This window comes from Amycolatopsis sp. NPDC049691, from assembly GCF_040675005.1.
GTDB lineage: Bacteria > Actinomycetota > Actinomycetes > Mycobacteriales > Pseudonocardiaceae > Amycolatopsis.
This window is the reverse complement of record NZ_JBFANX010000007.1, coordinates 411,219-435,273: the sequence shown is the minus strand read 5'-3', so window position 1 is coordinate 435,273 and position 24,055 is coordinate 411,219. Positions and strand designations below refer to the sequence as shown.

General features: G+C 72.5%; 26 protein-coding genes. 12 read left to right on the top strand and 14 right to left on the bottom strand.

The genetic code is table 11. From position 1 onward, the window contains the following. From AB0J40_RS19545 to AB0J40_RS19525, 5 genes are all read right to left on the bottom strand, one after another. Positions 1-893 (bottom strand): family 2B encapsulin nanocompartment shell protein (locus AB0J40_RS19545; RefSeq protein WP_364454754.1); only part of this gene is annotated, 893 nt, incomplete at its 3' end. 30 nt (positions 894-923) lie between these two features. After that, positions 924-2,036, bottom strand: coding sequence for a family 2 encapsulin nanocompartment cargo protein terpene cyclase (locus tag AB0J40_RS19540; protein ID WP_364454730.1), 1,113 nt, complete (start codon positions 2,034-2,036; stop codon positions 924-926). Between the two features lie 26 nt (positions 2,037-2,062). After that, a complete protein-coding gene (locus AB0J40_RS19535) occupies positions 2,063-2,914 on the bottom strand; it encodes a geranyl diphosphate 2-C-methyltransferase (RefSeq protein WP_364454728.1) in 852 nt (283 codons plus the stop codon). 256 nt (positions 2,915-3,170) lie between these two features. Beyond that, positions 3,171-3,950 (bottom strand): DUF3152 domain-containing protein, encoded by a 780-nt coding sequence (locus AB0J40_RS19530; RefSeq protein ID WP_364454725.1) that lies wholly within the window; start codon positions 3,948-3,950, stop codon positions 3,171-3,173. A 913-nt stretch (positions 3,951-4,863) separates the two neighbouring features. Continuing rightward, positions 4,864-5,862: a polysaccharide deacetylase family protein gene (locus AB0J40_RS19525; RefSeq protein ID WP_364454723.1), complete on the bottom strand. Its 999-nt coding sequence runs from the start codon at positions 5,860-5,862 to the stop codon at positions 4,864-4,866. A gap of 195 nt (positions 5,863-6,057) precedes the next feature. On the opposite strand from AB0J40_RS19525, the gene AB0J40_RS19520 reads away from it, so the two are divergent. Next, complete coding sequence (locus AB0J40_RS19520; protein ID WP_364454720.1) at positions 6,058-6,996, top strand: hypothetical protein; 939 nt, start codon at positions 6,058-6,060, stop codon at positions 6,994-6,996. 137 nt (positions 6,997-7,133) lie between these two features. On the opposite strand, the gene AB0J40_RS19515 is transcribed toward AB0J40_RS19520, so the two are convergent. Then, positions 7,134-7,604, bottom strand: coding sequence for a hypothetical protein (locus AB0J40_RS19515; protein WP_364454718.1), 471 nt, complete (start codon positions 7,602-7,604; stop codon positions 7,134-7,136). A gap of 976 nt (positions 7,605-8,580) precedes the next feature. Continuing rightward, a complete protein-coding gene (locus tag AB0J40_RS19510) occupies positions 8,581-8,928 on the bottom strand; it encodes a WGxxGxxG family protein (protein WP_364454715.1) in 348 nt (115 codons plus the stop codon). A gap of 255 nt (positions 8,929-9,183) precedes the next feature. Here AB0J40_RS19510 and AB0J40_RS19505 point away from each other — a divergent pair, with 255 nt between their 5' ends. The 3 genes from AB0J40_RS19505 to AB0J40_RS19495 all read left to right on the top strand — a co-directional run bounded on the left by AB0J40_RS19505 (position 9,184) and on the right by AB0J40_RS19495 (position 10,862). Then, on the top strand, positions 9,184-9,525 hold the full coding sequence (locus tag AB0J40_RS19505) for a hypothetical protein (protein ID WP_364454713.1): 342 nt from the start codon (positions 9,184-9,186) through the stop codon (positions 9,523-9,525). Positions 9,526-9,820: 295 nt separating this feature from the next. Then, positions 9,821-10,189 carry a hypothetical protein gene (locus AB0J40_RS19500; protein WP_364454710.1) on the top strand — a complete coding sequence of 123 codons (369 nt, stop codon included), beginning with the start codon at positions 9,821-9,823 and terminating at the stop codon, positions 10,187-10,189. 322 nt (positions 10,190-10,511) lie between these two features. Continuing rightward, positions 10,512-10,862: a hypothetical protein gene (locus AB0J40_RS19495; RefSeq protein WP_364454708.1), complete on the top strand. Its 351-nt coding sequence runs from the start codon at positions 10,512-10,514 to the stop codon at positions 10,860-10,862. Between the two features lie 47 nt (positions 10,863-10,909). Here AB0J40_RS19495 and AB0J40_RS19490 read toward each other — a convergent pair whose 3' ends face one another. Then, the gene (locus tag AB0J40_RS19490) at positions 10,910-12,007 is read right to left on the bottom strand and encodes an AI-2E family transporter (RefSeq protein WP_364454705.1); all 1,098 of its coding nucleotides are present in this window, start codon (positions 12,005-12,007) and stop codon (positions 10,910-10,912) included. 118 nt (positions 12,008-12,125) lie between these two features. Between AB0J40_RS19490 and AB0J40_RS19485 the strand changes: the two genes are divergently transcribed. Together AB0J40_RS19485 and AB0J40_RS19480 are read left to right on the top strand one after the other, a co-directional pair. After that, positions 12,126-13,067 (top strand): glycoside hydrolase family 43 protein, encoded by a 942-nt coding sequence (locus AB0J40_RS19485; RefSeq protein ID WP_364454702.1) that lies wholly within the window; start codon positions 12,126-12,128, stop codon positions 13,065-13,067. Positions 13,068-13,149: 82 nt separating this feature from the next. After that, entirely contained in the window at positions 13,150-14,019 is an 870-nt protein-coding gene (locus AB0J40_RS19480) for a hypothetical protein (protein WP_364454700.1), read from the top strand. Here the strand turns inward: AB0J40_RS19480 and ligD are convergent. The 3 genes from ligD to AB0J40_RS19465 all read right to left on the bottom strand — a co-directional run bounded on the left by ligD (position 14,016) and on the right by AB0J40_RS19465 (position 18,387). Continuing rightward, a complete protein-coding gene (ligD, locus tag AB0J40_RS19475; protein WP_364454697.1) occupies positions 14,016-15,995 on the bottom strand; it encodes a DNA ligase D in 1,980 nt (659 codons plus the stop codon). The two genes, AB0J40_RS19480 and ligD, sit on opposite strands and share 4 nt — an antisense overlap. A gap of 73 nt (positions 15,996-16,068) precedes the next feature. After that, positions 16,069-17,610 (bottom strand): FUSC family protein, encoded by a 1,542-nt coding sequence (locus tag AB0J40_RS19470; RefSeq protein ID WP_364454696.1) that lies wholly within the window; start codon positions 17,608-17,610, stop codon positions 16,069-16,071. A gap of 219 nt (positions 17,611-17,829) precedes the next feature. Next, positions 17,830-18,387, bottom strand: a complete 558-nt coding sequence (locus AB0J40_RS19465; protein ID WP_364454693.1) for a TetR/AcrR family transcriptional regulator — start codon at positions 18,385-18,387, stop codon at positions 17,830-17,832. A gap of 122 nt (positions 18,388-18,509) precedes the next feature. On the opposite strand from AB0J40_RS19465, the gene AB0J40_RS19460 reads away from it, so the two are divergent. Then, the gene (locus AB0J40_RS19460) at positions 18,510-19,208 is read left to right on the top strand and encodes an alpha/beta hydrolase (protein WP_364454691.1); all 699 of its coding nucleotides are present in this window, start codon (positions 18,510-18,512) and stop codon (positions 19,206-19,208) included. 250 nt (positions 19,209-19,458) lie between these two features. On the opposite strand, the gene AB0J40_RS19455 is transcribed toward AB0J40_RS19460, so the two are convergent. Further along, the gene (locus AB0J40_RS19455; protein ID WP_364454689.1) at positions 19,459-20,337 is read right to left on the bottom strand and encodes an RNA polymerase sigma-70 factor; all 879 of its coding nucleotides are present in this window, start codon (positions 20,335-20,337) and stop codon (positions 19,459-19,461) included. Positions 20,338-20,494: 157 nt separating this feature from the next. On the opposite strand from AB0J40_RS19455, the gene AB0J40_RS19450 reads away from it, so the two are divergent. Then, positions 20,495-20,968: a carboxymuconolactone decarboxylase family protein gene (locus AB0J40_RS19450; RefSeq protein ID WP_364454686.1), complete on the top strand. Its 474-nt coding sequence runs from the start codon at positions 20,495-20,497 to the stop codon at positions 20,966-20,968. Positions 20,969-21,023: 55 nt separating this feature from the next. Beyond that, positions 21,024-21,641, top strand: a complete 618-nt coding sequence (locus AB0J40_RS19445) for a class I SAM-dependent methyltransferase (protein ID WP_364454684.1) — start codon at positions 21,024-21,026, stop codon at positions 21,639-21,641. On the opposite strand, the gene AB0J40_RS19440 is transcribed toward AB0J40_RS19445, so the two are convergent. After that, positions 21,634-22,287, bottom strand: coding sequence for an HAD family hydrolase (locus AB0J40_RS19440; RefSeq protein WP_364454752.1), 654 nt, complete (start codon positions 22,285-22,287; stop codon positions 21,634-21,636). The genes AB0J40_RS19445 and AB0J40_RS19440 overlap by 8 nt on opposite strands. 92 nt (positions 22,288-22,379) lie before the next feature. Here AB0J40_RS19440 and AB0J40_RS19435 point away from each other — a divergent pair, with 92 nt between their 5' ends. Both AB0J40_RS19435 and AB0J40_RS19430 read left to right on the top strand, forming a co-directional pair. Beyond that, entirely contained in the window at positions 22,380-22,502 is a 123-nt protein-coding gene (locus AB0J40_RS19435; RefSeq protein ID WP_364454757.1) for a hypothetical protein, read from the top strand. Then, positions 22,499-23,140 carry a hypothetical protein gene (locus AB0J40_RS19430; RefSeq protein WP_364454681.1) on the top strand — a complete coding sequence of 214 codons (642 nt, stop codon included), beginning with the start codon at positions 22,499-22,501 and terminating at the stop codon, positions 23,138-23,140. The genes AB0J40_RS19435 and AB0J40_RS19430 overlap by 4 nt, the downstream gene beginning before the upstream one ends. Positions 23,141-23,161: 21 nt before the next feature. Here the strand turns inward: AB0J40_RS19430 and AB0J40_RS19425 are convergent, their stop codons facing one another. Next, the gene (locus AB0J40_RS19425; protein ID WP_364454679.1) at positions 23,162-23,617 is read right to left on the bottom strand and encodes a DUF4383 domain-containing protein; all 456 of its coding nucleotides are present in this window, start codon (positions 23,615-23,617) and stop codon (positions 23,162-23,164) included. 140 nt (positions 23,618-23,757) lie between these two features. Here AB0J40_RS19425 and AB0J40_RS19420 point away from each other — a divergent pair, with 140 nt between their 5' ends. Then, on the top strand, positions 23,758-23,916 hold the full coding sequence (locus tag AB0J40_RS19420) for a hypothetical protein (protein WP_364454676.1): 159 nt from the start codon (positions 23,758-23,760) through the stop codon (positions 23,914-23,916). The last annotated feature ends 139 nt before the right edge of the window (positions 23,917-24,055 follow it).

Here is a 24,055-nt window from a genome sequence, read left to right as displayed (position 1 = left end):
ATCAGTTCGTGTTCCTGGCGTTCCCGCAGTGCTTCGACGGTGAGGCGGAGTTGTTGTTCGATCTGGTTCATCGGCTGGTTGTAGAGGTCGGCGACGCGGGAGTGGACGCGTAGGACGGTTTGGGCGACGGAGAGTTCGTATTCGCGGGGTTGGGCGTCGTAGTCGACGAAGGTGCCGGGCAGGACCGGTTCGCCGTCGTGGCCGGAGGCCAGCGAGATTTCGGCTTCGCCGTGGTCGTTGCGGGCGGTGGAGCCGACGGCGAGGTAGGCGTCCAGGTGGGCTTGCAGGGTTTCGGAGCGGGAGAGGACGTCCTCGAACGCGTGCCGGGGGAGGGTGAGGACGGTGCAGGTGGTGACGGCTTTGGCGGTGAATTCCCAGATCCCGTCGCCGTGGGTGAGGGCGGTTTCGCCGAAGTAGTCGCCGTCGGCCAGCGTGCCCAGGACGGTTTGGTCGCCGTAGGCGCCGGTGCCGATTTTGGTGATCTTGCCGTGGGCGATGAGGAAGACCTGGTCGGCTTGGGAGCCGAATTCGACGAGGGCGTCGCCGGGGGCGTACTCGTGCTGGGTGAACCGCGACGCGAGTTCGGTGAGGACGTCTTCGTCGTCGTAGCCGCGCAGGGGGGCCAGTTCGCCGAGTTCGGGTGGGATGACGCGGACCTCGGCGCCGGTGGTGGTGAAGGTGACGCGGCCATCGCCCACGGAGTAGGACAGGCGGCGGTTGACGCGGTAGGCGCCGCCGGACACTTCGACCCAGGGCAGGACCTTCAGCAGCCAGCGGGAGGAGATGCCCTGCATCTGGGGGACCGACTTGGTCGTGGTGGCCAGGGTCCGGGCGGCGGCCCGGCCGAGGCTCAGCGGTGCCTGGTCGGTGTCCACCGGGTCGGTGACGGTCACAGCGAAAACCACCCAATCATTCGTAGGTCACTACTGGTAACGGGGATTGGTGGCGTGCCAGGTGAAGCCGCCGCCCATCCAGGAACGGACACCCACGAGGAACCGCTGCAGCTCCGGCGACGGGACCGCCATCAGCTCCCGGTGGCCGTCCTCGAACTCGTGGACGATCTTGTTGTGCAGCTCGACGGTCGCCTCGATCGCCTCCTCGACCGAGCACCCCCGATCGGCGGCGATCTGCAGCACCATGTTGCAGACCGGCTTCTCGTCAGCCGCGTCCTTCGCCACCGAGTGCAGGTCGTTGACCAGGACCGACGCCGTCCCGGCCCGCATCATCGCCTCCCGCACGCGCGGGTCGTAGTAGAACGGCGCGGCCAGCTCGTAGCCGCCGACCGCGTCCACGAGGGTCATCGACGTGTAGAAGCTGTCGTGCTGGCGGGCCGCCAGGTACTCCCACGCCGGTGGGTAGCGGCCGGTGTGGCGCCACGCCGCGTAGGCGTCCCAGCTGACGAACATCGAGAACGTCGCGTAGCAGACCCGCTGGACCAGCACGGGTGAGCCGTGCCGGCCCAGGTGGCCGATCGCCGAGTGCAGGCCGACGAGGATCGGATCGGCCCGCAGCGCTTCTTCGAGGGGCGCCGAGAACTCCCCGGCCGGCGCGACCGGGTCCATGGCCGCCATGACGAGCGCCAGGCGCGGCGGCAGTTCGGTCGGCGCCGCGCCCAGCGTGCTGTCGTCGGCGTAGTAGTCGTCGGCCGCCCACCAGACCGCGTTCAGCTGCGCCGCGACGAGCAGCCGGTCCGGGTCGTCGCAGTCGGCGTGGGCGAGCATCGCCAGCCTGCCGAACCCGGCGCGGGCGATCTGGTCGAGGCCCGCGCCGGTGAACCCGCAGTCCTCGGCCCACGCGACCAGCCGCCGGTCGACCTCCCCGGCGAGGGCGTCGTCGACGCGGCCGGCGACCGGGCAGTACAACGGCGGCCCGCTGCCGTCTCCCCACGGCAGGTAGGCGTAGGTCGGGTCCTGCCCGGCCGCCGGCGCGAACTGCGTCGCGATCCGGGCCGCCGCGGTGCCGAGGCCGAACGGGCCGGCGAGCAGGCTCGCCGCGCCACCATCCGTCCACTGTGGACACTGGGTGCCGGTCGTCATGGGTTCTCCCTCGTCGCCCGGCCGCCTCAGACGCGGTCGGCGGCGATGAGCAGGTAGTGGAAGCTACCCTCGCGGTAGGCGGTCAGGAACGGCTGCTCGATCCCGGTCGCGACCGACGACTTCGCCCGCAGCTCCCAGTAGGGGATCGTCGCCGCCGTCAGGTCGACGACGTTGATCGGCACGAACCCGTTGGCGGACAACGCCTTGAAGTAGTCGCCGCGGGCGTGGATGTTGCAGATGTAGTGCTGGTCGATCTGGCTCACCGCCCGCGACCGGCCGCCGGTGACGTCGTTGTAGCACCCCGTGATGGTCACGTACCGGCCGCCGGGCTTGAGCTGCCGCGCGTGCTCGGCGAACAGGTCGTTCAGGTCGACGTACATCGTGCTCTCGTTGTTCCAGATGCCCTGGAAGATTCCGGATTTGAAGCCGGTGTCGAGCATGTTGCGCAGGTGGTAGCGGACCGAGCCGTCGATCCCGCGCTGCCGCACGTGTTCGTTGGCGAACCCGACCTGCTGCTCGGAGATGGAGATCCCGTCGACCTGGCAGCCGAAGCGCTGGTGGGCCATGACGCTCGTGCCGCCGCGGCCGCAGCCGGCGTCGAGCAGCCGGTCGCCGGGCCCGATCGGGCCGAGGTGGTCGAGGAGGACGTCGGCCTGCGCCGTCTCGAGCCGGTGCATCTCGGCGATGATCGCCTGGTCCCGCTGGGCCTCCGGCACCTCGAGCACGGCCGGGTCGTAGTCGCCGAGGCCGTAGTGGTGGTGGTACAGACCGTCGACATCGCCCAGCCGGAGGTTCACCGGGTCCTTCTCCGCGTTCCAGTAGTCGGCGACCGACTGCTGGTACGCGGTGCGGGTCACGGGCTGGTCGAGAGCCGTCATCGAGAACTCCTCGTTCGGTTTTCCTTGGTGTGCAAGGAACTTCCCGGACAGCCCGGTGTCGTCCCCTCCCCGTCGACGCTAGCGAGGAAAGATCGGCAGGGACAAGGAGGTTCACTCGCGCTGGCCGGGTGTGGCCCGTCTGGCCCAGCGGCGGCCCTGCACGGGGTGGTGGGCGGCCGCCGCGGAGGAACCCTTTCGAGACCGGCCGTGACTCGTCCGGCTGACGAGGTGCGACCCTGGGTCGCAGGACGCCACGTCAGCCGACCCAGGGGTTCGGGCGGCAGACGGCACCGTCGGGCCGGATCCTCGTGGCGGCCCCGGGCTCTACGCGGTTGAGTTCGGCGAGGTAGGAGTTGGAGAGGCCGAAGGTCTGCTGCATCATCACCGGCGCGGGCGCGCCGGGAGCGGGACAGCCGACGTGCCCGAAGCCGAGGGCGTGCCCCATCTCGTGGTTGACCGCGTAGGCGCGGTAGCCGGCGAGGTCGCCGCCGAAGGAGTGAGCGCCCCGGATCCAGCGTGCGAGGTTGAGGACGATCCGGTGGCTCAGGTGGCACGAGGAGTCGTAGGGGATGGCGAACCCGCAGAGCCGGCGGCTGGTGCCGGGGGTGGTGAGGCTGATCCGCACGTCCGGCTGCGCGTCGGGGGTGGTTTCCCGCCGGAAGGCGACCTTGCCCTGGCCGATCCAGCCGCGCGGGTCGCCGAGGACGGCGTCGACGTCCTCGGCGAAACCCGGTTCGTCGACGCCGTCTTCGAGTTCGACGGTGTAGGTGAGTTCTTCGGCGCCGTCCCCGGCTCCGGCGAGGGTGGCGGGACCGGGGAGGACGTGCCAGGTGCCGCGCCCGGCCGGGGTGACGGGAGGACCGTCGGGAAGGGCGGCGGGTTCCGGCGGCCGCGTGGTGACCGGCGAGGCCGGCGCGGAGACGGCGGCGGCCGGAGTACCCCCGAGCCGCCGCGGTTCGGCGGCGCGAGGGAGCAGGAGCAGGGCAACGGCGAGAGCGACGGCGAACACCAGCACCGCGGGCGGCCACCACGCCATGGGGGCCGGGGGTTCGGCCGGTGAGTCGAGTAGGTTCGCCGCGGTGGTTTCTTCGGTGGTGCGCCGAGGTTCGGTGGCGAGCGGGAGAACGGCGGTGGTGGGCGGCGCGGGTTCAGGCCCGGACGGCCAGACGATCGCCGTCGGTTGCTCGTCCGGCGCCGGACTCGGCGGCTCGGCCGGAGTGACGAGCGGCGCGGGCTGTTCCGCCGCTGGGGACGGCTCCGCTGGTGTAGTCGGGTGCGGGGGTGGTGGTTGGGTCGCGGGGCAGGCTTGTGGTGCGGCCGGCATGGTTGCGGGCGCCGGCTCGGTTGCGGTGGTCGCTTGTGGCGCCGTGGTGGGCAGTTCGGTCGGTGCGGTCGGGTGCGCGGGCGTTGGTTCGGTGACGAGGCTTGCTTGTGGTGCCGTGGCCGATGATGCGGGGCTCGCTTGCGGGATGGGTGGTTCGGCTGCCGCGACCTGCTGCGCGGCCGCCCATGGCTCGGGCCGCTCGGCGACGTTGGGCTGCGGCTGCCGTAGCGGTTGCTGCAGTGGTTCCGTCGCCGGTTCGGCGCGAGGCAGCTGCTCCGCAACCGCGGGGCTCCCTTGTGCTTGCAGGATGCGTGGTTCGGCTGCAGCAGCCTGTGGCTTGGGCTTCTCGGCCACTTCGGACAACGGCTGCCGCACAGATTCCGCCGTCGCCTCGGGCAGCTGCACCTCCGTTGCCGGTGGGCGTGGTTGCACTGGGGCCTCAGGCGAGCGCCCCTCCACCACCGTCGTGCTCTGCGGTGACCGCGGCCGGGGCACCGTCCCCGTCCCCGTCCGGCGGAACCGCAGCCGGCGGCGGGCTCGCGGCACCCCCGCCGCCGGGGGTTCCTCCGCCTCCGAGCGGGCCTTCCTCGGACGGGGCTGGGGCAGCCAATCGACGCGCGCCGGTTCAGTAGGCAAGGCCCACGCTCGCGCACGCCGGGCCGGGGGCCGCCGACGATCGGGGGTACGCCACCGTCGTCGGGTCGCCGTCGGACGTGTAGCGGTGGCCGTTCGGTCCGGCCAGCACGTCGAGCCAGTGCGACGACCCGTACTCCGCCTCCGCCCCGCTCGACTGCGACCGGATCCGCGGGATCGCCCCGGGGTCGAACCCGCTCGAACACGGCGAAGGCGCCGGCCCGGCCCCCACCAGCAGCGCACCCTCGTACGCGTAGCCCGGCCCCCGCAACGCCGATTCCGCGCGCCGCGGGCGCGTCCCGTACGGCAGCGCCAACGTCCGCGGCTGGTAGCCGGTCGCGCGGATCGCCGCGTCCTCCTCCGTGATCGCCGTCGTCACCTCGCTCTCCGACGCCGTGCGCAGGTTCGTGTGGTGCCGCGTGTGGTTGCCGATCTCGAAACCGTGGGCGGCCAGCCAGCGCAGCGCCGGCCCGTCGTCCGGCGCGCCGAACGGGTGCTCGTTGACGTACAGGCTCGCCACCGGGCGGAACCGCGGGTGCGCCGCCGCGACGTCCAGCAGGATCCGGACCGCCGTGCCCGGCGCCGGCTGTCCCTGCGGGGTCAAGGCGAACGTGCTCGGGTCGCCGTCGTCGAAGGTCAGGACCACCGGGTGCGCGCCGGCCGGGAGGTCGAGCCGGCGCGACACCAGCTCGGCCGTCGTCACCGGGACGTAGTCCTCCGCCGCCAGCCGTTCCAGCTCCGCGGTGAAGTCGGCGGGCGTGCGGTCGTACACCGACCGCGGCCGCTCGACGATCCGGTGGTACATCAGGATCGGCACCCGGCCGAGCTCGTCGGCGCCGACCTGGCGCGCGAACGCGGGCGTGACGCGGGTGGGCGTGGCGGCGGCGGGCGCCGGCCGGGGCGCCGGGGACTCGGCGGGCGCCGGGGCGCCGCACGCCGTCACGGCGGCCACGACGGCGAACCCCGCGCCGAACCGGAAAAGGCTACGCATGCGGGGAAGTGTGGGGGCGGGCCCGCCGCGGCGCGGCCCGGTCCACCGGGTCGGGTGAGCGCGGATTTCCGTGCCACGGGCCGGAATTCGCCGTTTCCGCAGGCAGCGGCCGTGGTCACGAAACGGTCTCCGGCACGATGCGGTGATCATCGCCCGCGACGTTTGCCCGAAGATCACTGCGGGTATTTCCCTGCGATGGTCCCGAAAACGGCCTTCGCCGCCGCCCAACGCACCCTCGATCGACGTCTGGTCCTCACCGCCGCACTGGCCGGTCTCGCGGCGAGCGCGTGCGGCGCGCGCCGGGCGGGCCGGGCCCTCGCCGTGCCGGTCACCGCGACGCCGGCCCCGCCGACGCCACCGCCGAACCCCTTGGAGAAGAACCTGCTCGTCGGCTTCTGCGGAGCCCCGGGTTCCCCGGCGCTCGGCCGGATGACCGGCGACCTGACGGCGGCGAGCCGCGAGCTGCGCCAGCGGATCCGCGCCTTCCCGGCGGGCCGGCCGGTCACCCCGGTCGTCGAGCTGATCGCGACCACCGTGCACCGCTCGCCCGGCGAGGACGGCATGTACCGCAGCCGCTGCGCGGAGGAGACGGTCCGGGACTACCTCGACGCCGCCCGCGCCCTGAACGGCCTGCTGCTGCTGAACATCCAGCCCGGCCGGGCCGACTTCCTGCCCGAGGTGCAGGCGTACGAGCGCTGGCTGACCGAGCCGGACGTCGGCGTCGCGCTCGATCCCGAGTGGGCCGTGGAGCCGGGCGTGATCCCGGGGAAGAAATTCGGTCGCACGACCGGCGACGAGCTCGACGGCGTCGCCCGCTACCTGGGCGGCCTGGCCGAAGCGCACCGCCTGCCCGTCAAGGTCATGGTGTACCACCAGGTGGCCTCGTCGGTGGTGCGCGACGAAGAGCTCCTGCTCGCGCACCCCGGGGTCGCGCCGGTGAAGGTCGTCGACGGCATCGGGTCGGCGGCGGCCAAGAAGGCGACCTGGAAGACGCTCATGACGACCCGGCCGGCGCACGTGCGGCCCGGGTTCAAGCTGTTCTTCGACGAGGACACCCGCCGCGGCGCGGCGTTGATGACCCCGGCGGAGGTGCTGGCGCTGAGCCCGGTGCCCGCCTACGTCGTCTACGAATAACGGCGGAAGTACGAAAGCCCGGTGCGGATTCCGCACCGGGCTTCTTCGTAGGTGGCCGAAGACGACGAAAGCCCGGTGCGGGGAGGTGAGCCGCACCGGGCCATCGCCGGCTGTCCGTCCGGGGTTCCGATCGGTCCCTAGCCGACCGGGACGGGCAGCCCGCCGAGAAGGTCGTTCACGAGAGCGGACAGCGAGATCAGCACGCGCTGCAGCAAGGCGTTCAGGAGCGCGGAGACCGGCGGGAGGCTCTGGCGGGCCTTCATGTCCGCCGCCAACCGGTCGACGCCTTCGCGTGCTTCGGTGGTGTCGTGCTGGGCCGTCGCCGCCTTGTCGCGGGTCTCGGCCTGGATGGTGTACCGGTTGCCCTGGGCCAGATCCGTGAGCACCGGATCGAGGTCGGTCAGGGTGACGCGCGTGCCGGCGACGTCGCCGTCGTCCGCTCGCGAGACCAGCTGGTCGCGCAGGGATTGGACCTGGGCCGCCGCGCTCGTCGTGCTCGACGAGCCGCTGCCGCCGGGCCCGCCCGCCGATGCCACGCCCACCCCGGTCAGGGTCACCGCCGTCGCGGTGAGGAAAACCGTGACCGCTCGGGCCAGTGCACTTTTCATGTCGTACTCCTCCGGAATTCCGATACCGACTGGAGATCATGGTGATCTCCGGCGCCGAATACCGCGAGCGGATCCGCTGACCTCGGCGGACGCGTCGATTCCGCTCGGTGCACGGCCGTTCGGGAACCGCGGAACAAACATCAAGTTCGCGTGAAGCCGATGATCGACAATTCCGCACGCTGATGACTGATCGTGATCGCATCACTCGTTCGTGAGTGTTGGTTACGATGAACGGCTGAAATGGGGCCGGTTTCTTCACCGAAGGTATGACTGGGGTGGTTCTCGCGTGGCACGCAGGTTTCATCCGATTGTGAGGTTTGTTGGGACGATTAATGGGTAACCATGCGCATTTGCCTACGGCCGGAAAGCCACTCTTAAGAAGGTTACGACGCAAAACCACTTCTTGCGCGCTGAGTGCCTCGCTAATCTGGGTGGCGGCCACCGGACCCGGTTTCCGGCCCTCCGGTGGCCTCCTCGGTGCCGAGACCTGACAACTGGGCGCCAATCGGAGAACACGAAAACGCAGAACGTCCCGGCGCCACCGGTGCCGGGACGTTCTGTGCGGGAGAAGAGGGGATCAGGTGCGGCGCGCCAGCGGAACCCGGCCACCGGAAGCGGTGCGAGGGAAGAGTTCCGGCGCACCCGGCTGCGCCGACGCGCTTGGCGGCGCCGGCTCAGCCGATCCCCGGCCCCGGCCGAGAGCTGGGGAAACCGGCGGCTTCCGCTGCGGCGCAAGTGACCGGGTGGGGTCGAGTCCGCGGGGAATCGGTGGATTCAGTCGCGGCGTGGTGGGCGGCGGCGTGGTGGCCGCTTGGCTGAAGCCTCGGGAAACCGGCGCGTTCGACCAAGGTGCCATGGCTACCCGCCCCGCCGGCGAACCTGCTTGCACCACTACCCCCGCCGGGCCCTGGCCGAGACCTCGGGAGACCGGCGGTCCCAACCACCCCACCGCGCCTCCCGGGTCCCGGCCCGAACCTCAAGCCCCCGGCGGGTTGCGTCGCGGCTCCGCCGGCGGGTACGTGTTCATCGGGGGCGCCTGCCCCGGCCGCGAAGGCTCCGCGGGCGGAACCGCGTCAGGGTGGGAAGGCCGCCCCGCGGCGGGATACCCCGCCATGGCCCCGGACTTCGGCCCGCGCCGGGCCAACCCGGCCAAGCCCAGCAACCCGACCAGCCCGAGCAGGCCCCACAATCCGTTGTCGTCATCGTCGGCCTGCACCGACGACGTCGGCTCGTTCGGTTCCGCCGAAGCAGGAAACGCCCCGGTCAACGTGATGGTGGCCGCCGCGGCTGTCGCGGCCAGCAGGTTTCGTGCCGTTCGGTTCATCTCGGTTCTTCCTTCCGTTCGGGCGGACGGTCACCGGGCGCGTACCCCGGCCCTCCGCCTTCACACCCGGAGTCACGGGAACGGGCGACGCGACCCGGATTCCGGTGCCCCGGCGGCGTTTGTAGAATGGCCGTCGGTTCAAGCAGGAGCCGTGGAAGGACGTGTGCGTCCGCCACCGGCGTCCTTCCCCTTGCTTCGCGCGAGTGCGCATCCGTTCTCGGAAACACCGTCCACTGCTGTGGACCCGGGGGAGTAATGAACAGTCAGCTCGTGGTCGCCCCGCTGGGCGCGACCTTCTCGGCACGCTTGATCTGCACCACCGGCGACCGCCTGATCCACCCGGCGGACGGCCGCAACGACCTCGCCCGCATCGTCGTGCGCTGGGCCCGTGCCTGGGTTCCCGAAACCTGGCCCGCCCGGCAGTACTTCGCCGCGCTCGGCATCGGTGACGACGAAAACCCTTGCTACACCGACGAAGACGTCACCGGCTGGCACCTCCTCGAGCCCCGCCCCGGCTCGCTCGCGTGGCGGGTGCGGTCGGGCGAGATCGACGTGACGACGGCACTCACCGCCGAAGCGGAGGCGTGGCCCGGCTAGAAAACCGACGGCACCAGCCCTGCGTCGCCTTCACCGAGGCGGCGCAGGGCTCTTTGGTGTGCCCGGATATCCCTGCCGCACAGGCAATGCAAGGCGGCGTGATCGGCAAACCGTTGCGGGCAAACGTAACCCGATCGGACCACTGAAAGGCCGGTCAGAGGCTTGCGGCACCCACACGATGGTGGCATGGAGTGGAACCGGTGCGGCCGCATCAGTACGTTTCCCTCACACCAGGCGGAGAACACACCTTCACTGCCGCCCCATCCGACGCAGATTGTCGATCGAGGAGAAATCCATGCTGAAGAAGCTCGGCTTCGTCACGGCCGCCGCCGCGGCGGGCGCCTTCCTGGCCGGGGGCGTCGCGTCCGCCGGCACCCCGGACGAGCACGGCCACCACGGCCACCACCACGGCGGCTACGACTACACGGGCCAGGTCGGCCTCGTGAACCTGAACAACACCGACGTGCTGCACAACGTCGACGTCACGCCGGGTCTCTGCGGCAACGACATCAACGTCCTCGGCGTCCAGGTCCCGATCCGCGACTCGCTCAACGGCATCGGCGTCCCGGTCCTCTCGCCGGGCGAGAGCGAGGCCAACGGCGACGCGCCGTACAACTGCGCCGCCAGCGCGCTGACCGACGGCGGCACGAGCCAGGGCAACTGAGGTTCCGTGCCGCCGCCGCCCGCTGTGTGTGCGGACGCCGGCGGCCGGCACGGGAAACCGGCGATTCGCGTCGACGTCGTGACGCGGGCCCGGAACGCGGAGCGAGCTGCACACTCCGGTTCCGCGTCCCGGGCCCGCCGCGACGCCGGACGTCGCCGGCACGGGTGGGACCGGTCACGACCTGGAGAAGTGCGCCGGTCCCACCCGGCGTGAACCGCACCCTAACCGACTTGCCGCGGCTCGGCGAACCGAAGCCGGGCCCGGTTCCCTTCCCCGATCTCCCACCGGACGGTCCGGTGGGTCGCTATAAGGAGTTCTTCAAGTGATCAAGCAGCTCGGCTTCGTGGCCACCGCTCTCGCCGCCGGGATGGCGGTGCTCGGCGGATCCGCGTCCGCGACCGGCATCACCGTCGCCGGCCAGCCGATCGACCACAGCGACCAGGTCGGCCTCGGCAACGTGCAGAACCTCGACGCGGTGCACAACCTGAACGCGGTCGGCGGCGTCTGCGACGACAACGTCAACGTGCTCGGCGTCCAGGTGCCGGTGCAGCACGTCGCCGACGGCGTCGGCGTGCCGGTCCTTTCCCCGGGCGGGCACGAGGCCGAGGGCGAGACCCCGTTCAACTGCGCCAGCGGTGCCATCTCCGACGGCGGGACCGCGCAGGACAACTGACCGGTCCTGGTCGAAGCCGCCGCGCGGTTGCCCCCCGCGCGGCGGTTTCACGTCCGGTCGAGCCGGTGCACGGCCACTTCCCGCACCACCAGGAGCACGGCCGCCGCGACCGGCACCGCCACGAACGCGCCGACCACGCCGAGCAGCTCGAAGCCGATCAGCACGGCGACGACCGTGACGAGCGCCGGGATCCGCACGGCCCGGCCGACGATCTTCGGCAGCAGCACGTAGTCCTCGAGCACGCGGTAGCCGACGAAGAAGCCGGCGGTCGCGAGGCCGACGGGCACCGACACCGTCAGCGCGATGAGGGTGGTGCCCGCCCCGGCCGCCGCCGAACCCGCGACGGGCACCAGGTCGAGGACGGCGACGAGCAGGGCGAGCACCAGCGGGTAGGGCACCCCGAAGGCCCAGAGCCAGGCGAACGTCAGTGCCCCCGCGATCAGCGACACCACGACGTTGCCGACCAGGTAGGCGCCGACCTTCCGGAAGACGGCGTCGCCGATGAGGATCACCCGCGGCCGCCGGGACCGGGGAGCCAGCCGGTAGAGCGCCGTGCGGACCCGCGGGAAGTCGGCGACGAAATACGTGCTGAGCACGACGACGATCGCGGCGTCGCCCAGCACGGCGGCCAGCGACTTCGCGACCTCCGTCAGGCGGATGCCCCGGAGCGCGGCCTCGAGCCCGAAGGTGGCGTTGGCGCGGCCGATGAGGGTGCCGGGGTCGCGCAACAGCGCGAGGTAGTGCGGCGCGCCGTCCCGCAGCTGCCCGATCTGGTCGGCCAGCGGAACGGCGGCACCGGCGACGGCGGCGGCGAAGACGGCCAGCCCGGTCAGGACGACCAGGCCGGCGGCGAGCGCGCGGGGCACCCGGCGGGTGAGCCGGGCGGTCACCGGTTCCAGCCCGACCGCGATGAAGAACGCGATGCCGATCAGCAGCAGCACGTCGGACGCCGCGAGCACGACCTCGACGACGGCGACCGTGACGACCACCCCGGCCGCGGCGGTCAGCCCGGCGAAGAACGGCGACCGGCGGTCGAGGGGCTTTCCCGGCGTGCCCAAGGGTTTCTCCTGGCGCGTCGCCGCCCCTTCGGCCTCCCCGACGGCGTGGCCGGCGCGGTAGGCGCCACGGCCTTTCGTTGCGTGCATGCGACGGCGGCTACCCCGCGGCCGCCGATCGAATCCACCCGATCCGGGCGCGCGGGCAAGTCCACGCTTCCCGGTGAACGCGTTTGCCGAAACCCCAGGAATGTCAAGAGAATCGCCTATGAGCACCCGGTACTTCCTGCTCGCTCCCGTGATCGCGCTCGTGGTCGCGTTCGCCGTCTGCCCGGCCGCGTCGGCCGTCAGCGAACCGCGGCTGCTGATCAACCAGGACTTCCCCGACCCGGACATCGTGAAGACCCCGGGTGGCTACTTCGCGTTCTCGACGAGCACCGGTTCGGGCCGGGTCCCGGTGGCGACCGCGTCGGCGCCGGAAGGACCGTGGCGCATCAGCGGCGACGCGCTCGGCGCGGTTCCCGCGTGGGCCAAGCCGGACGGCGGGTTCTGGGCACCGGACGTCACCCAGCTGCCGAACGGCACGTTCGTCCTGTACTTCTCGGCGGCGAAGACGGCGGACGGGGAAATGTGCCTCGGCGCCGCGACCGCGGCGAAAGCGGACGGGCCGTACACCCCGGCCGGCGACCGGCCGCTCGTCTGCGTCCCCGAGGACCACGGCGACATCGACCCGCAGACGTTCCTCGACGCGGACGGAACCCGTTACCTGCTCTACAAACGCGACGGCGCCGCGACCGGCGTGCCGGCCGCGATCTTCCTGCAGAAGGTCGAGGCCGACGGGCGCACGCTCACCGGGCCGCGCACCGAGCTGCTGCGCGCCGACCTGACCGCGGAGAAGGCGGTCGTCGAGGCGCCGTCGGTGGTGAAGACCGCGAGCCGCTTCCTGCTGTTCTATTCGGCGGACACGTTCCAGAGTTCGGGCTACCACACGTGCTACGCGTCGGCGCCGACCGTCACCGGGCCGTTCGTGAAGGCGGACGCCCAGTTCCTCTCGACGGAGCTGCTCGGCGGCAAGGTGGACGCGCCGGGCGGCGCCGACGTCGTGGACGGCCACATCTACTTCCACGGCTGGCTGGGCGGTGCGCGTACGGCGCGCGGGTTGTACGAGCTGCCGATCTCGTTCCCGAACGACGTGCCGCAGCTGGGCTGAGCTTCACTCACACGGGTAGCGGTCCGGTTGGCGTGCGCGTGGCCGGTTATCCGAGGTGCGAGCGCGGAAGAGGAGGACGGTCATGACGGTGTTTTGGGGTCTCGTCGGCTTGCTCGGCCTGCTGGGGTGCGTCGGGTTGCTGCGGAGCCGGGCGGTGCCGACGGAGGCCGATCCACTGGCCCGGTACCCGGAAGCACGGGAACCGGCGCGGCCGAACGCCGACGCCGCGCACACGCCGCTGATGACGCCGGTCGTCACGCCGGACATGCTCGGGTCGGAGCAGCCGCTGAACCAGGTCCGCGCGCAGCCGCAGGGTGAGCCGCGGCCTCGGGTTCAGGCTCAAGGGGAGCCGCAGTCCGCGCCTCGGCCCGTGACCGAAACCCAGCTGCCGGCCCAAGTTCGTACCGAGCCGCAGCAGCGGGTTCGAGCCGAGCCCGAGTCCTCTCCGGGGAGCCAGGTTCGGGCGCAGCCGGCGGTTCAAGCCGAACCGCCGGCCGTGCCCGACGTGCCGCGACAGCCCCGCCATGCGCCGACGGCGGCTCCCGTCCCGGCGCGCTCGGCGGCGGCTGCTCCGGCGTCGGCCCACGCCGCCGAGCCGCGGCCCGTCGCGCGGCACGCCGTCGAGCCGCAACCCGCCGAGTCGCAACCCATCGCGCAGCAATCCGTCGAATCGCGGCCCCGCGAGCCGCAGCCCGTCGAGCCGCAATCCATCGAACAGCGGGCCGTCGATCCGCGATCCGTTGAGCCGCAGCCCGTTGAGCCCCAATCCGTCGAATCCCGTCCGGAACCGTCTGCGCCCGAGTCGGGAACCATCACCGGCGAAATCCCCGCGCCGCGAGGGCAATCCGCGGCGGAGACACCCGAGAAGCCGGCGCCGGGCAAGACCACCGTCGGCCGGAAAGCCGTGCGGGGCTTGCTGAACCGGGCCAAGCGCGTCCTCAGCCGGCACTAGGGCAGCGGCGCCCGGCTCTCGGCCAAGCCGGCGAGCAGATCACCGTGCTCGTCGACGCGGTCGAGGACGTCCTCGGCGGTGAACGTCAAGTGGTTCACGTGCCGGCAGGCGCTGACTTCGTCCCACGTCACCGGGGTCGAGACCGTCGGGTGGTCGCGGCCGCGCAGGGAGTACGGCGCGACCGTCGTCTTGGCCGGGTTGTTCTGGCTCCAGTCGATGAACACCCGGCCGCCGCGCTGCGCCTTGGCCATCACCGCGGTCACCGAGCCGGGCGTCTCCCGCGCGAGCTGCTGCGCGAGCCGCTTCGCGTACGCCGACGGCGCCGCCGGGTCGTCGGTCCGGATGCCGCAGTACAGCTGCATTCCCTTCGAACCGGACGTCTTCGCGAACGGCGTGAGGCCGTCGGCGACCAGGACGTCGTGGAGGCGTTCGGCGACGCGCGCGCAGTCGACGACCGTCGTGCCCGGCCCGGGGTCGAGGTCGAACATCAGGCGGTCGGGCGGCCGGCGCGTCGCGTCCGAAGTGACCGTCCATTGGGGAACGTGCAGTTCGAGCGCCGCCATGTTCGCCGACCAGACCAGTGCCGGGAGGTCGTCGAGGAGCGGGTAGTCGATCGTGTCGCCGCTGCCGCGCGAGCCCGTGCTGGGCAGCCGGACCGTGCGCAACCACGACGGCGCGCCGTTCGGGACGTTCTTCTCGAACCACTTCTCGCCGCCGACGCCGTTGGGGTACCGGATGAACGTCACGGGACGACCGGCCAGGTGGGGCAGCAGGACCGGCGCGATCCGCGAGTAGTAGTTGATCACCTCGCCCTTGGTGAACCCGTCCGCCGGGTACAGCACCTTGTCCAGGTTGGACAGGGTGAGCCGCCGGTTCCCGGCCTGCACGGTGATCCGCTGACCGGCCGGTTCGGGCGGCGGAGGCGGGGCGACGGGTTCCGCCGCCCGCGGCGCGACGACGTCCGCGGGCTTCTTGTCGGCCCGCAGGCCGCGCCAGGCGGTGTGGCGGACGCGGCCGCCGCGGGTGAACTGCCGGTAGACGATCTCCCCGACGAGCCGCGGCTCGACCCAGCGCGCGCGGACGGTGTCCTCGCGCGGCGGTGTCGTCGCGAACGGGTGGGTGCGGCGTTCGAGCGGCTGCAACTGCGCCATCAGGTCGGCGCGGGTGGCCTGGCTGAAGCCGGTGCCGACGTCGCCGATGTAGACGAGCTCGCCGCTGCCGGGGTTGTGCGCGCCGAGCAGGAGGCCGCCGAGGGTGCCGGTGAAGCTGCGCTGGCCGGGGCGCCAGCCGCAGACGATGACCTCCTGGGTGCGGATCAGCGGGTGCTTGAGCCAGGAGTCCGGCCGCTGCCCGGGCACGTAGGCGGAGCTGCGAAGCTTCGCGACGACGCCCTCGTAGCCGGCGGCCGCGGCATGGGCCAGGAAGTCGTCCGGCGTGCGGCGGTCGGCGGCGAGCTCGTCGAAGGTGACCGCGCGGACCACCGAAACGCGGTAGGGATCGGGCATCGGCAGCCCGGCCAGCAGGCGGCGGCGCTCGTCGTACCGCTCTTTCAGCAGGTCGCGGTCGCCGAGCCGCAGCAGGTCGAAGGCGAGGAACCGGACCGGGACGTCGTCGAACGGCCGGCCCTTCGGCCCGCTCTGGTGCCGGACCCAGCGGCCGCGGCGCTCCTGCATGAGCTCGAAGTCGATCCGGCCGTCTTCGCCGTAGGTGACGACCTCGCCGTCGAGGTAGGCGGCCTGGCCGTCGAGCGCGGGGGCGAGCACGCCGGCGAGCTCGGCGAATTCGGCGGTGAAGTCGATGTTGTTGCGGCTGGTGAGGACGGTGGTGCCGTCCGGGGCGATCCGCATGGCGGCGCGGTAACCGTCCAGTTTGTACTCGTACGCCCACTCGGCGCCGCTGCGCAGCCGGCCGCCGTCGGCCTTGGCCAGCATCGGCTCGACCCACGCCGGGACGCCGGACGCGTCGTGAGCAGCCATGCCGAACCTCCGTGTGTGCCTCTCGAAGGTAACCCGTTCGGCCTAGCCCCGCTGAGTTTGTGCAGGTGAAAGGCTACCGGAACGCTTGTTCCCATTCGTCGGCGCGCAGTTCGCCCGGCGTCGTCCAGCACGCGGCGAGCAGGTCGTAGCCGCGGTGGACGAGCTCGGCGTGCGCGGCCCAGTGCCGCCGCGTCCAGGCGAGGTCGTTGTGGGCCGAGTCGACCGCCGCGCGCGTAGTGCCCTCGAGTTCGAACTGCAGGTCGCGCCGGAGGTGCATGGCCGCGGGGCCGGCCGCGAGCAGCGTCCGCGCGGCGGCGCGGACGCGGGATCCGGTCCAGCGGAACGTCGTGCGGTGGGCGTTCGGGGCGAGCAGGTACTGGGCGAGGACCGCGAGCACGACGCCGATGAGCGTCTCGACCAGACGGTCGCGCACGACCGGGCCGATCGCGCCGGACGCCGCGGCACCACCGGCGAGGAGCGCGACCGGCGTGATGAAGACGACGGCCACCGCGTAGTTGCGCGGGACGAACAGCTCGATGCAGAACTGCAGCACGGCGACGGCGGCGACCAGCGCGATCCCGGTGGGCGCGAGCAGGGAGAGCGCGGCGAAGAGGGCCAGGCCGACGGCGGTCCCGGCGAAGCGCTGCAGGCCACGGACGTTCGCGTGGAGGCGGTCGGTGCCCTGCTGCAGGACGACGAGCGCGCTGAGGATGGCCCAGTGCGGACGCGCCAGGCCGAGCGACGCGCTGAGGGTTCCGGCGAGCACGCAGGTGCCGCCGACGCGCAGGGCCGTCACCGTGGCGTGCGAGCGGAGGGACGCCGACCGTCGCAGCCGGTAACCGACGCTGGGCCGGGGGAGCGGCAGGGGTGCGGCTTCGTCGTCGGTCGCGGCGGTGAAGCGCCGGTGGGCGGTGATGAGGGTGGTGGCCAGTGCGGACTTCGGTGGGTGGCCCGCGTCGTGGACGGCGTTCCAGGCGGCCGAGATGGCCGAACCCGCGGCGTGGCGGGTGGCCGCGCTGGGGTTTTCGGCTTCCAGAAAGGCATCGACGGCTTTGACTGCCTTGTGGACGGCCGAGCGTTCGGGCTTCTGGCGGTCGGCGAGGGCGCCGGCCATGGAGACGACGGCGGAGGACGCGCCGCCGAGCGCGGTGCAGAGAAGGAGCGGAAGAGGATCGGCGCCGGCCTCGGTGGCGATGAGGGCACCACCGCAGACGAGGGCGAAGAAGAGAGCGCCGGGCGGCCCGAGCCGCAGGGCATCGACGGTGTAGACGGCGAGGACGGCCACGGCGGTGACGACGATGACGACACCGGCTTTGGTACCGGTCGCGCCGACGGCGGTCCCGAGCCCGGCGGCGAGCAGCAGCATGACGGCGGCGGCGAGGACAACCCGGGCGCGGACCCGGTAGGGGCGGCCTTCGCCGTAGAGGACGGCGAAGGCGCCGAAGGTGACGAAGAGGGCTTCGGAGGGATGGCCGGCGAGGACGACGATGCCGCCGGCCAGGAGAACGGCGGCCGCCGCCCGAAGACCGGCACTCCACCGCCGCCCGGCGGCGGGGAGGGCGAAGAGCAGGGCCCGGGGGCGGGCGATGCGGGGAAGCGGATCTTCGGACGGCACGGCTTTCATTCCAGCACGGCCGGTGGGGTCGGATCGGGAGGACCGAGTGCAGGGGTGAGGTGGGTCGCTACGCGCGCGACGGCGGCCGGCGGCGCGGGTGATGGTGGGCGGCGCGGAGGTGGCTCGGGGTTCGGTCGGCCGCAGTGGGCGGCGTGAGAGATGGTTCGGGTTCTTGAGCGAGGGCGGCTTGGGTCGCGCGCCGCCGGGAGCGACGTGCGCTCAGGCCGGGAAGAACTCCTCGACCGCTCGCCGCAGGGTCGTCCGGACCGTCTCCGCGTCGTCCAGCTCTCCGCCGTGCAATGCCCCGTCGCGCAGCAGGACCAGCACCCTCGCCGCGTGGCTGGGCTCCGGATGGCCCATTGCCGCCGCCTCCGACCTCAGGGTCTCGAAGAACCACTTGCGGTGGTCCTCGATCACCCTGCGGACCCCGCTCTCCGGGTCCGGGTACTCGGCCGCCGCGTTGAGGAACTGGCAGCCGCGGAAATCCTTGCCGCACGTTGCCTCTCCCACCACCGACAACGCCGCCGCCAGCGCCTCGCGCGGGGGCTTGCCCGCCCTCGCCGCGTCCACCGCCTCGCGGATCTGGCGGCTTGTCTCCGCCAGGTACGCCGCCACCAGGTCGTCCTTGGTGGGGTAGTGCCGGTAGAACGTCGCCCGCGTCACCGATGCCTCGGAAACCAGCCGCTCCACCCCGACCGCGTGGATGCCCTCCGCGTAGAACAGCCGGGACGCGGTCGCCAGCAGCCGGTCCTTCGGGTGCACGTCGGCAGTCGTCATCAGCCCAGCATAGAGAAAGAATGATCGTTCTGCAAGATCGCCTACGTCACGTTGCCACGCGGCCCCCGAGCAGCCAAAGTATGGAGACAGAAAGACTGATCGTTCTCGCTAAGGAGCCCGCCATGAGCAAGCCCACCATCGTCCTGGTCCACGGCGCTTTCGCCGACTCGTCGAGCTGGACCGGCGTCGTCGCGAAGCTGCAGGAGCAGGGCTTCCCGGTCGTCGCGGTGGCGAACCCGCTGCGCGGCGTCGAGTCCGACGCGGCGTACGTAGCGGACGTCGTCAAGGGCATCGAAGGCCCCGTGGTCCTCGCCGGCCACTCCTACGGCGGCGCCCTGATCACCCGCGCGGCGACCGAGACGCCGAACGTCCGCGCCCTGGTCTACATCGCCGCGTTCCAGCCCGACGCGGGGGAGAGCGTCTTCGAGCTGTCCGGCCGCTACCCGGGCGCCAAGCTCGGCCCGGAGACCACGAACGTCCTGGTCCACGAGGGAACGCCCGAGCTGTCGATCAAGCCGGCGGACTTCGCCGAGGTCTTCGCGGCCGACGTCCCCGCCGAGACGGCCGCGATCCTGGCCGTCACCCAGCGCCCGGTGGCCCAGCAGGCCCTGGCCGCGCCGTTCGAGGGCACCCCGGCGTGGACGAAGCTCCCGTCGTGGACGCTCATCGCCAACCAGGACAACGCCATCCCGGCCGCGGCGCAGGAGTTCATGGCCGAGCGCGCGTCCTCGACCGTCCGGCGGATCGACGCTTCGCACGCCGTCGCGGTGTCGCAGCCCGGCGTTGTCGCCGAGGTGATCGTGGCGGCCGCGGGCGAGTGACCCTCAGGTGATCGGCGGGAGGCCGGCGCGCGCCGCCCGGTACTCCCGCACGATCCGGGTCACGATCTCGGCCGCCCGCGGCACGGAGTCGACCAGCCCGGCGGACTGGCCCGCCTCGAAATGTGCGTCATGCCTGCTCCAGCAGGGAACGCGCGTGTGCGGCCAGCCGGTTCTTCTGCACCTTCGAGCTCGCCGTCATCCCGGTGCCCTCGAAGCCGTCGACGATCCGCAGGTGCCCACCTCGGCCGCACTAGCGGCGCAGGGGCGTCTCTTCGTCCAAACGCGACAGTTTCTCCGGGTTCCGCACCGCGTACAACCCCGTGACGAGCCCATCGTCGATGCGCAGCGCCAGCACCGTGTCGACCTCCCCGTCGCGGCGCAGGACCAGCGCCGGGTGGCCGTTGACCTGGGCCGGCGCCAGTGCGCCGGTCGCGAAGTTACCCAGGCCCGCCGTGAGCAGCCGGGCCACCGCCGCGGCGCCGACCACCGGTTCGAGGACCGCCTGGACCACTCCGCCGCCGTCGCCGAGGAACACCACCTCCGGGGCGAGGATCTCCAGCAGCTCGCGCAGGTCGCCCGTCTCGACCGCGCGTCGGAACGCCTCCAGCGCGTCGCGGGACGTCGCCGGGGACACCTCGCCCCGGGGCCGGCGCGCCGCGACGTGGGAGCGGGCGCGGTGGGCGATCTGGCGGACCGCCGCCGCGGTCTTGCCGACCGCTTCGGCGATCTCGGCGTAGTCCAAGGCGAACACCTCGCGCAGCACGAACACCGCTCGTTCGGCCGGGGTCAGCGTCTCCAGCACCAGCAGCATCGCCATCGAGACGCTGTCGGCCAGCTCGACGTCCTCGGCGACGTCCGGTGTCGTCAGCAACGGCTCGGGCAGCCACGGTCCGACGTAGGACTCCTTGCGCCGGCCCAAGGATCGCAGCCGCATGAGCGCCTGACGCGTGGTGATCCGGACCAGGTACGCCCGCTCGTCGCGCACGGCGGCGCGGTCCACGCCCGCCCAGCGCAGCCACGTCTCCTGCAGGACGTCTTCGGCGTCGGCCGCCGAGCCGAGCATCTGGTAGGCGACGGTGAACAGCAGGTTCCGGTGCGCGAGGAACGCCTCGGTCGCGGGGTCGGCCATCGGGGGCTCCTCAGTCGGCGTCGAGCGGAGTTTCCCACCAGATGCCGCGCACTGCCCCGATGTGACAGTGACCGTCGTCACGCGCCCGTGGTGTCACGCACGCCGGGGGCTCCGGCATCTCCTGGCCGACCGTTCCGCGACCACGAAGTGAGGACCCATGGCACCCCGGTTCACCTTGACCGACAACGAAATCGGCGCGAAGTTCGCCAAGCGCTTCGGCACCGCGAGCCTGGCGATCATCCAGTCGCCCCTGCCGAAGGTCACGCAGGAGCTGGTGTCGCTGCGCGTCAGCCAGATCAACGGCTGCGGCTGGTGCGTCGACATCCACACGAAGGAGCTGGCCGCCGCCGGGGAGCCGGCGGTCCGGATCAACCTGGTCGCCGCCTGGCGCGAGGCCACCGTGTTCACCGAGGCCGAGCGGGCCGCGCTGGCACTGGCCGAGGAGGGCACCCGGCTCGCCGACGCGGCCCCGGGCGTCTCCGACGACACCTGGGAGAGCGTGCGCAAGCACTTCGACGACGACCGGACCGCGGCGCTGGTCGCGCTGGTGGCCCAGATGAATTCGGCCAACCGGCTCGCGGTGATCCTGCACCAGCGGGGCGGCTCCTACGAGCCCGGCATGTTCGGGTGAGCAGTCCCGGCCCGGGAGCACCCGATCCCGGGCCGGTTCGTGCTTCGCTGGGGGCATGACGAAGGCGCAGCGGTGGAACCGGTACTGGGACCGCAAGTCGGCGACCTACGACGCGGAGATGGGCGTCTGGGACCGCCGCCTCTTCGGCGACTCCCGCGAGTGGGCCTGCGGGCAGGCGAGGGGCGAGGTGCTGGAGGTCGCCGTCGGCACCGGGCTCAACCTGCCCTGGTACCCCGCGGAGGTGACGCTCACCGGCCTGGACCTCAGCGCCGGGATGCTGGAGATCGCCCGGTCCCGGGCGCGGGAACTCGGCCGCGAGGTGACGCTCCGGCAGGGCAGCGCGCACGAGCTGCCGTTCGCGGACGCGTCGTTCGACACGGTCGTGTGCACGTTCGGCCTCTGCGCGATCCCGGACCCCGCGGCGGCGGTGGCGCAGATGCACCGCGTCCTGCGCCCGGGCGGGCGGCTGATCCTGGTCGACCACGTGGCGGGCTCATCGGTCGTCGTCCGGGCGGCGCAGTGGCTGGTGGAGCTGGCGAGCGTCCCGCTGGCGGGCGAGCACTTCCGGCGCCGTCCGCTGAAACTGGTGGAGGCGCTGGGAATGCCGGTCGAGCGCCGGGAGCGGTTCAAGCTGGGCCTGGTCGAACGGCTGGTGGCCCGCAAGGTCAGCTGAACAGCCGCGCCAGCGGGCTCTTCTCCAGGTCGGCCAGCAGCGCGGCGACGTCGTCGTACGTCGCGATCGCGCCCGCCTCCTTCAGTTCCGCCTCGCTCACGCCGCCCGACAGCACGCCGATCGTGCGCACGCCCGCCTTCGCCGCGGCGCGGACGTCCCAGACCGCGTCGCCGACGAAGACCGTGTCCTCCGGGGCCGTGCCCGCCTTCTCGAGGGCCACCTGCACCGGTTCCGGGTCGGGTTTCGTCGCCTCGACGTCCGAGCCGGCGACGATGTCCCGCACCACGTCGTCGACGCCGAGGGTCTTGCGCAGCACGTCCAGCTCGTCGGGACCCGCCGACGTCGCCAGGACGACCCGCACGCCCTTCGCGGCCAGTGCCCGGACCAGCTCCGGGGCCTGGGCGAACGGCCGCAGCAGCTCGGCGTCCTCCAGGTAGTAGCGGCTGTGCAGTTCCTTCGCTTCGTCGCCGACGCGCTCGGCGTCCTCGTCACCCAGCAGGGTGCTCAGCAGCTTGCCGGAGCCCTTCCCGATCGCGCGGTGCACGCGCCAGGAGTCGACCTTGCGGTCCAGCTCGTGGAACGCGCGCCGCCAGGCGTGGACGTGGAGGTAGTTGGAGTCGACGAGCGTGCCGTCGACGTCGAACAGGACCGCGGTGGCGATGGTGGTCTCCTCGGGTTTCTGCGGGCTCCGGGCGGGTATCGCCGACAGCGAGTACCCGACGCGAGGAGGACCTACACATGACGACGCCGGACGACCGCGACGCCGCGACCGAGCTGGACCGCGAACTCGGCGGCACTGACGAACTCCAGCCGGGGGAGCAGCGCGAGACGGCCGAGCGCGAAGCGACCGAAGACCGTTGACCGGTCTCGTGGCGGCCGGCTTCCGCGGGCTGGCCGCCCTGCGCCGCGCCCGCGCGTTCCACCCCGCCGGGCTGGTGCTGCGCGGCGAGCTGCGGCCGCTCGACGACGACCTGCCGTGGCCGGCCGGGCCGACGGCGGTCGTCGCGCGGCTGTCCAAGGGCGCGGGCACGCCGGGCCGGCTGCCGGACGCGCTCGGGCTGGCGGTGCGGATCCCCGGCGCGGGCCGCGACGGCGGGCCGTGGGACCTCACCCTGACGACGTCCGGCCGCGGCCACGTCGGCCGGATGCTGCCCCGGCCGGCGGCGACGTGGACCGGCGGGGCGTACAGCAGCCTGGTGCCCTACCGCCGCGCCGATCGGCTGATCTGGCTGGCGGCGTGGGCGGCGGCGGGCTCGCCGCGGGTCGACGCGTCGCTCGAAGCGGTGGTGGCGGCGGGCGGCCTGGAGTTCGTGCTGCGGACCGGACGGGAAGACGGGCGCTGGTGCGACAGCGCGGAACTGACCCTGTCGGACGTCGGGGGTGACGCGCCGGCGTTCGACCCGATGCTGCACCGCCCCGTAGGCCTCGAACCGGCTCCGGGGTGGCTGGCGGAGGTGCGGGAACGGGCTTACGCGGGGAGCCGGGCCGGGCGGCCGTGAAGGCCGCCCGGCCCGCGCGGCTCACCGCGAGTCGGCGATCGGGCCGCGGGTCGCGCCCAGCGGGATCAGGCCGAGCGCGATCATGCCGACGCCCAGGCCGAAGTGCAGCCAGTTGTCGGCCGTGTTCACCGGGACGAAGTTGGCCGCGCTGTCCTGGTCGATCAGCAGGCCGTAGAGCCACAGCACCAGGTAGATCACGCCGCCGCCGACGAGGAACGCCTTGGCGCCGCCCGGGGTCCGCGCCAGCGCGAGCCCGGCGACGCCGAACGCCAGGTGCACGATGTTGTGCAGGATCGACACAGTGAAGATGCCCAGCAGCAAGGCCCCGGAGTGGTGTCCCGCGCCGGTGAGCATGTCGTAGTTCGTCGTCACGCCGGGGATGAAGCCCAGCACGCCGACCAGCAGGAAAACCACTCCCACGATCGCCGCGAGCAGCTGGCGCGGGGTCCGCCGGACGGCGGTCTCCGTCGATGCCATGGTGGTTCCTCCGATTCGGATGGGACGGGCCCTCGGCCGGGGGCCGCGCCGGGGCGGCATGCCCGGCGCGCGGCCCGGCAAACGCGTTTCGCCGCGCCGGCCGCCGGGTATGCCCCGGTTTCGCCCGAACGGAGGAACCGATGAGCACTCCCGAAATCGACCCGGTGACCGCCGAAAGCATGGAAGAGGACGCGGACGTCGGCGGCGAGCACACCGAGCCGACGTTCCGCGACCAGGAGCCCGGCCCCGCGCCGACCGACGAGGACGACGCCGACCACGGCGGCATGCCCACCGGCTGAGGTCGGGAGCGGGCGCGCGGGTACGTCCGGCGCTCGCCGATCCGGCCGTCCTCCGTGTGGATGAAGTGCGCCGTGCCGCGCTTGAGCGCGAGCTTCGCGCGGGCAGCGTGCCGCCGCCGGGTCGCCCTCGAGCAGCCGG

Coding starts and splice junctions, on each gene's coding strand:
- AB0J40_RS19540 (WP_364454730.1), bottom strand. CDS start 2,036: ATGACGACCGGCACCCAGTGTCCACAGTGGACGGATGGTGGCGCGGCG.
- AB0J40_RS19535 (WP_364454728.1), bottom strand. CDS start 2,914: ATGACGGCTCTCGACCAGCCCGTGACCCGCACCGCGTACCAGCAGTCG.
- AB0J40_RS19530 (WP_364454725.1), bottom strand. CDS start 3,950: ATGGCGTGGTGGCCGCCCGCGGTGCTGGTGTTCGCCGTCGCTCTCGCC.
- AB0J40_RS19525 (WP_364454723.1), bottom strand. CDS start 5,862: ATGCGTAGCCTTTTCCGGTTCGGCGCGGGGTTCGCCGTCGTGGCCGCC.
- AB0J40_RS19520 (WP_364454720.1), top strand. CDS start 6,058: ATGGTCCCGAAAACGGCCTTCGCCGCCGCCCAACGCACCCTCGATCGA.
- AB0J40_RS19515 (WP_364454718.1), bottom strand. CDS start 7,604: ATGAAAAGTGCACTGGCCCGAGCGGTCACGGTTTTCCTCACCGCGACG.
- AB0J40_RS19510 (WP_364454715.1), bottom strand. CDS start 8,928: ATGAACCGAACGGCACGAAACCTGCTGGCCGCGACAGCCGCGGCGGCC.
- AB0J40_RS19505 (WP_364454713.1), top strand. CDS start 9,184: ATGAACAGTCAGCTCGTGGTCGCCCCGCTGGGCGCGACCTTCTCGGCA.
- AB0J40_RS19500 (WP_364454710.1), top strand. CDS start 9,821: ATGCTGAAGAAGCTCGGCTTCGTCACGGCCGCCGCCGCGGCGGGCGCC.
- AB0J40_RS19490 (WP_364454705.1), bottom strand. CDS start 12,007: ATGCACGCAACGAAAGGCCGTGGCGCCTACCGCGCCGGCCACGCCGTC.
- AB0J40_RS19485 (WP_364454702.1), top strand. CDS start 12,126: ATGAGCACCCGGTACTTCCTGCTCGCTCCCGTGATCGCGCTCGTGGTC.
- AB0J40_RS19480 (WP_364454700.1), top strand. CDS start 13,150: ATGACGGTGTTTTGGGGTCTCGTCGGCTTGCTCGGCCTGCTGGGGTGC.
- ligD (WP_364454697.1), bottom strand. CDS start 15,995: ATGGCTGCTCACGACGCGTCCGGCGTCCCGGCGTGGGTCGAGCCGATG.
- AB0J40_RS19465 (WP_364454693.1), bottom strand. CDS start 18,387: ATGACGACTGCCGACGTGCACCCGAAGGACCGGCTGCTGGCGACCGCG.
- AB0J40_RS19460 (WP_364454691.1), top strand. CDS start 18,510: ATGAGCAAGCCCACCATCGTCCTGGTCCACGGCGCTTTCGCCGACTCG.
- AB0J40_RS19455 (WP_364454689.1), bottom strand. CDS start 20,337: ATGGCCGACCCCGCGACCGAGGCGTTCCTCGCGCACCGGAACCTGCTG.
- AB0J40_RS19450 (WP_364454686.1), top strand. CDS start 20,495: ATGGCACCCCGGTTCACCTTGACCGACAACGAAATCGGCGCGAAGTTC.
- AB0J40_RS19445 (WP_364454684.1), top strand. CDS start 21,024: ATGACGAAGGCGCAGCGGTGGAACCGGTACTGGGACCGCAAGTCGGCG.
- AB0J40_RS19435 (WP_364454757.1), top strand. CDS start 22,380: ATGACGACGCCGGACGACCGCGACGCCGCGACCGAGCTGGACCGCGAA.
- AB0J40_RS19425 (WP_364454679.1), bottom strand. CDS start 23,617: ATGGCATCGACGGAGACCGCCGTCCGGCGGACCCCGCGCCAGCTGCTC.
- AB0J40_RS19420 (WP_364454676.1), top strand. CDS start 23,758: ATGAGCACTCCCGAAATCGACCCGGTGACCGCCGAAAGCATGGAAGAG.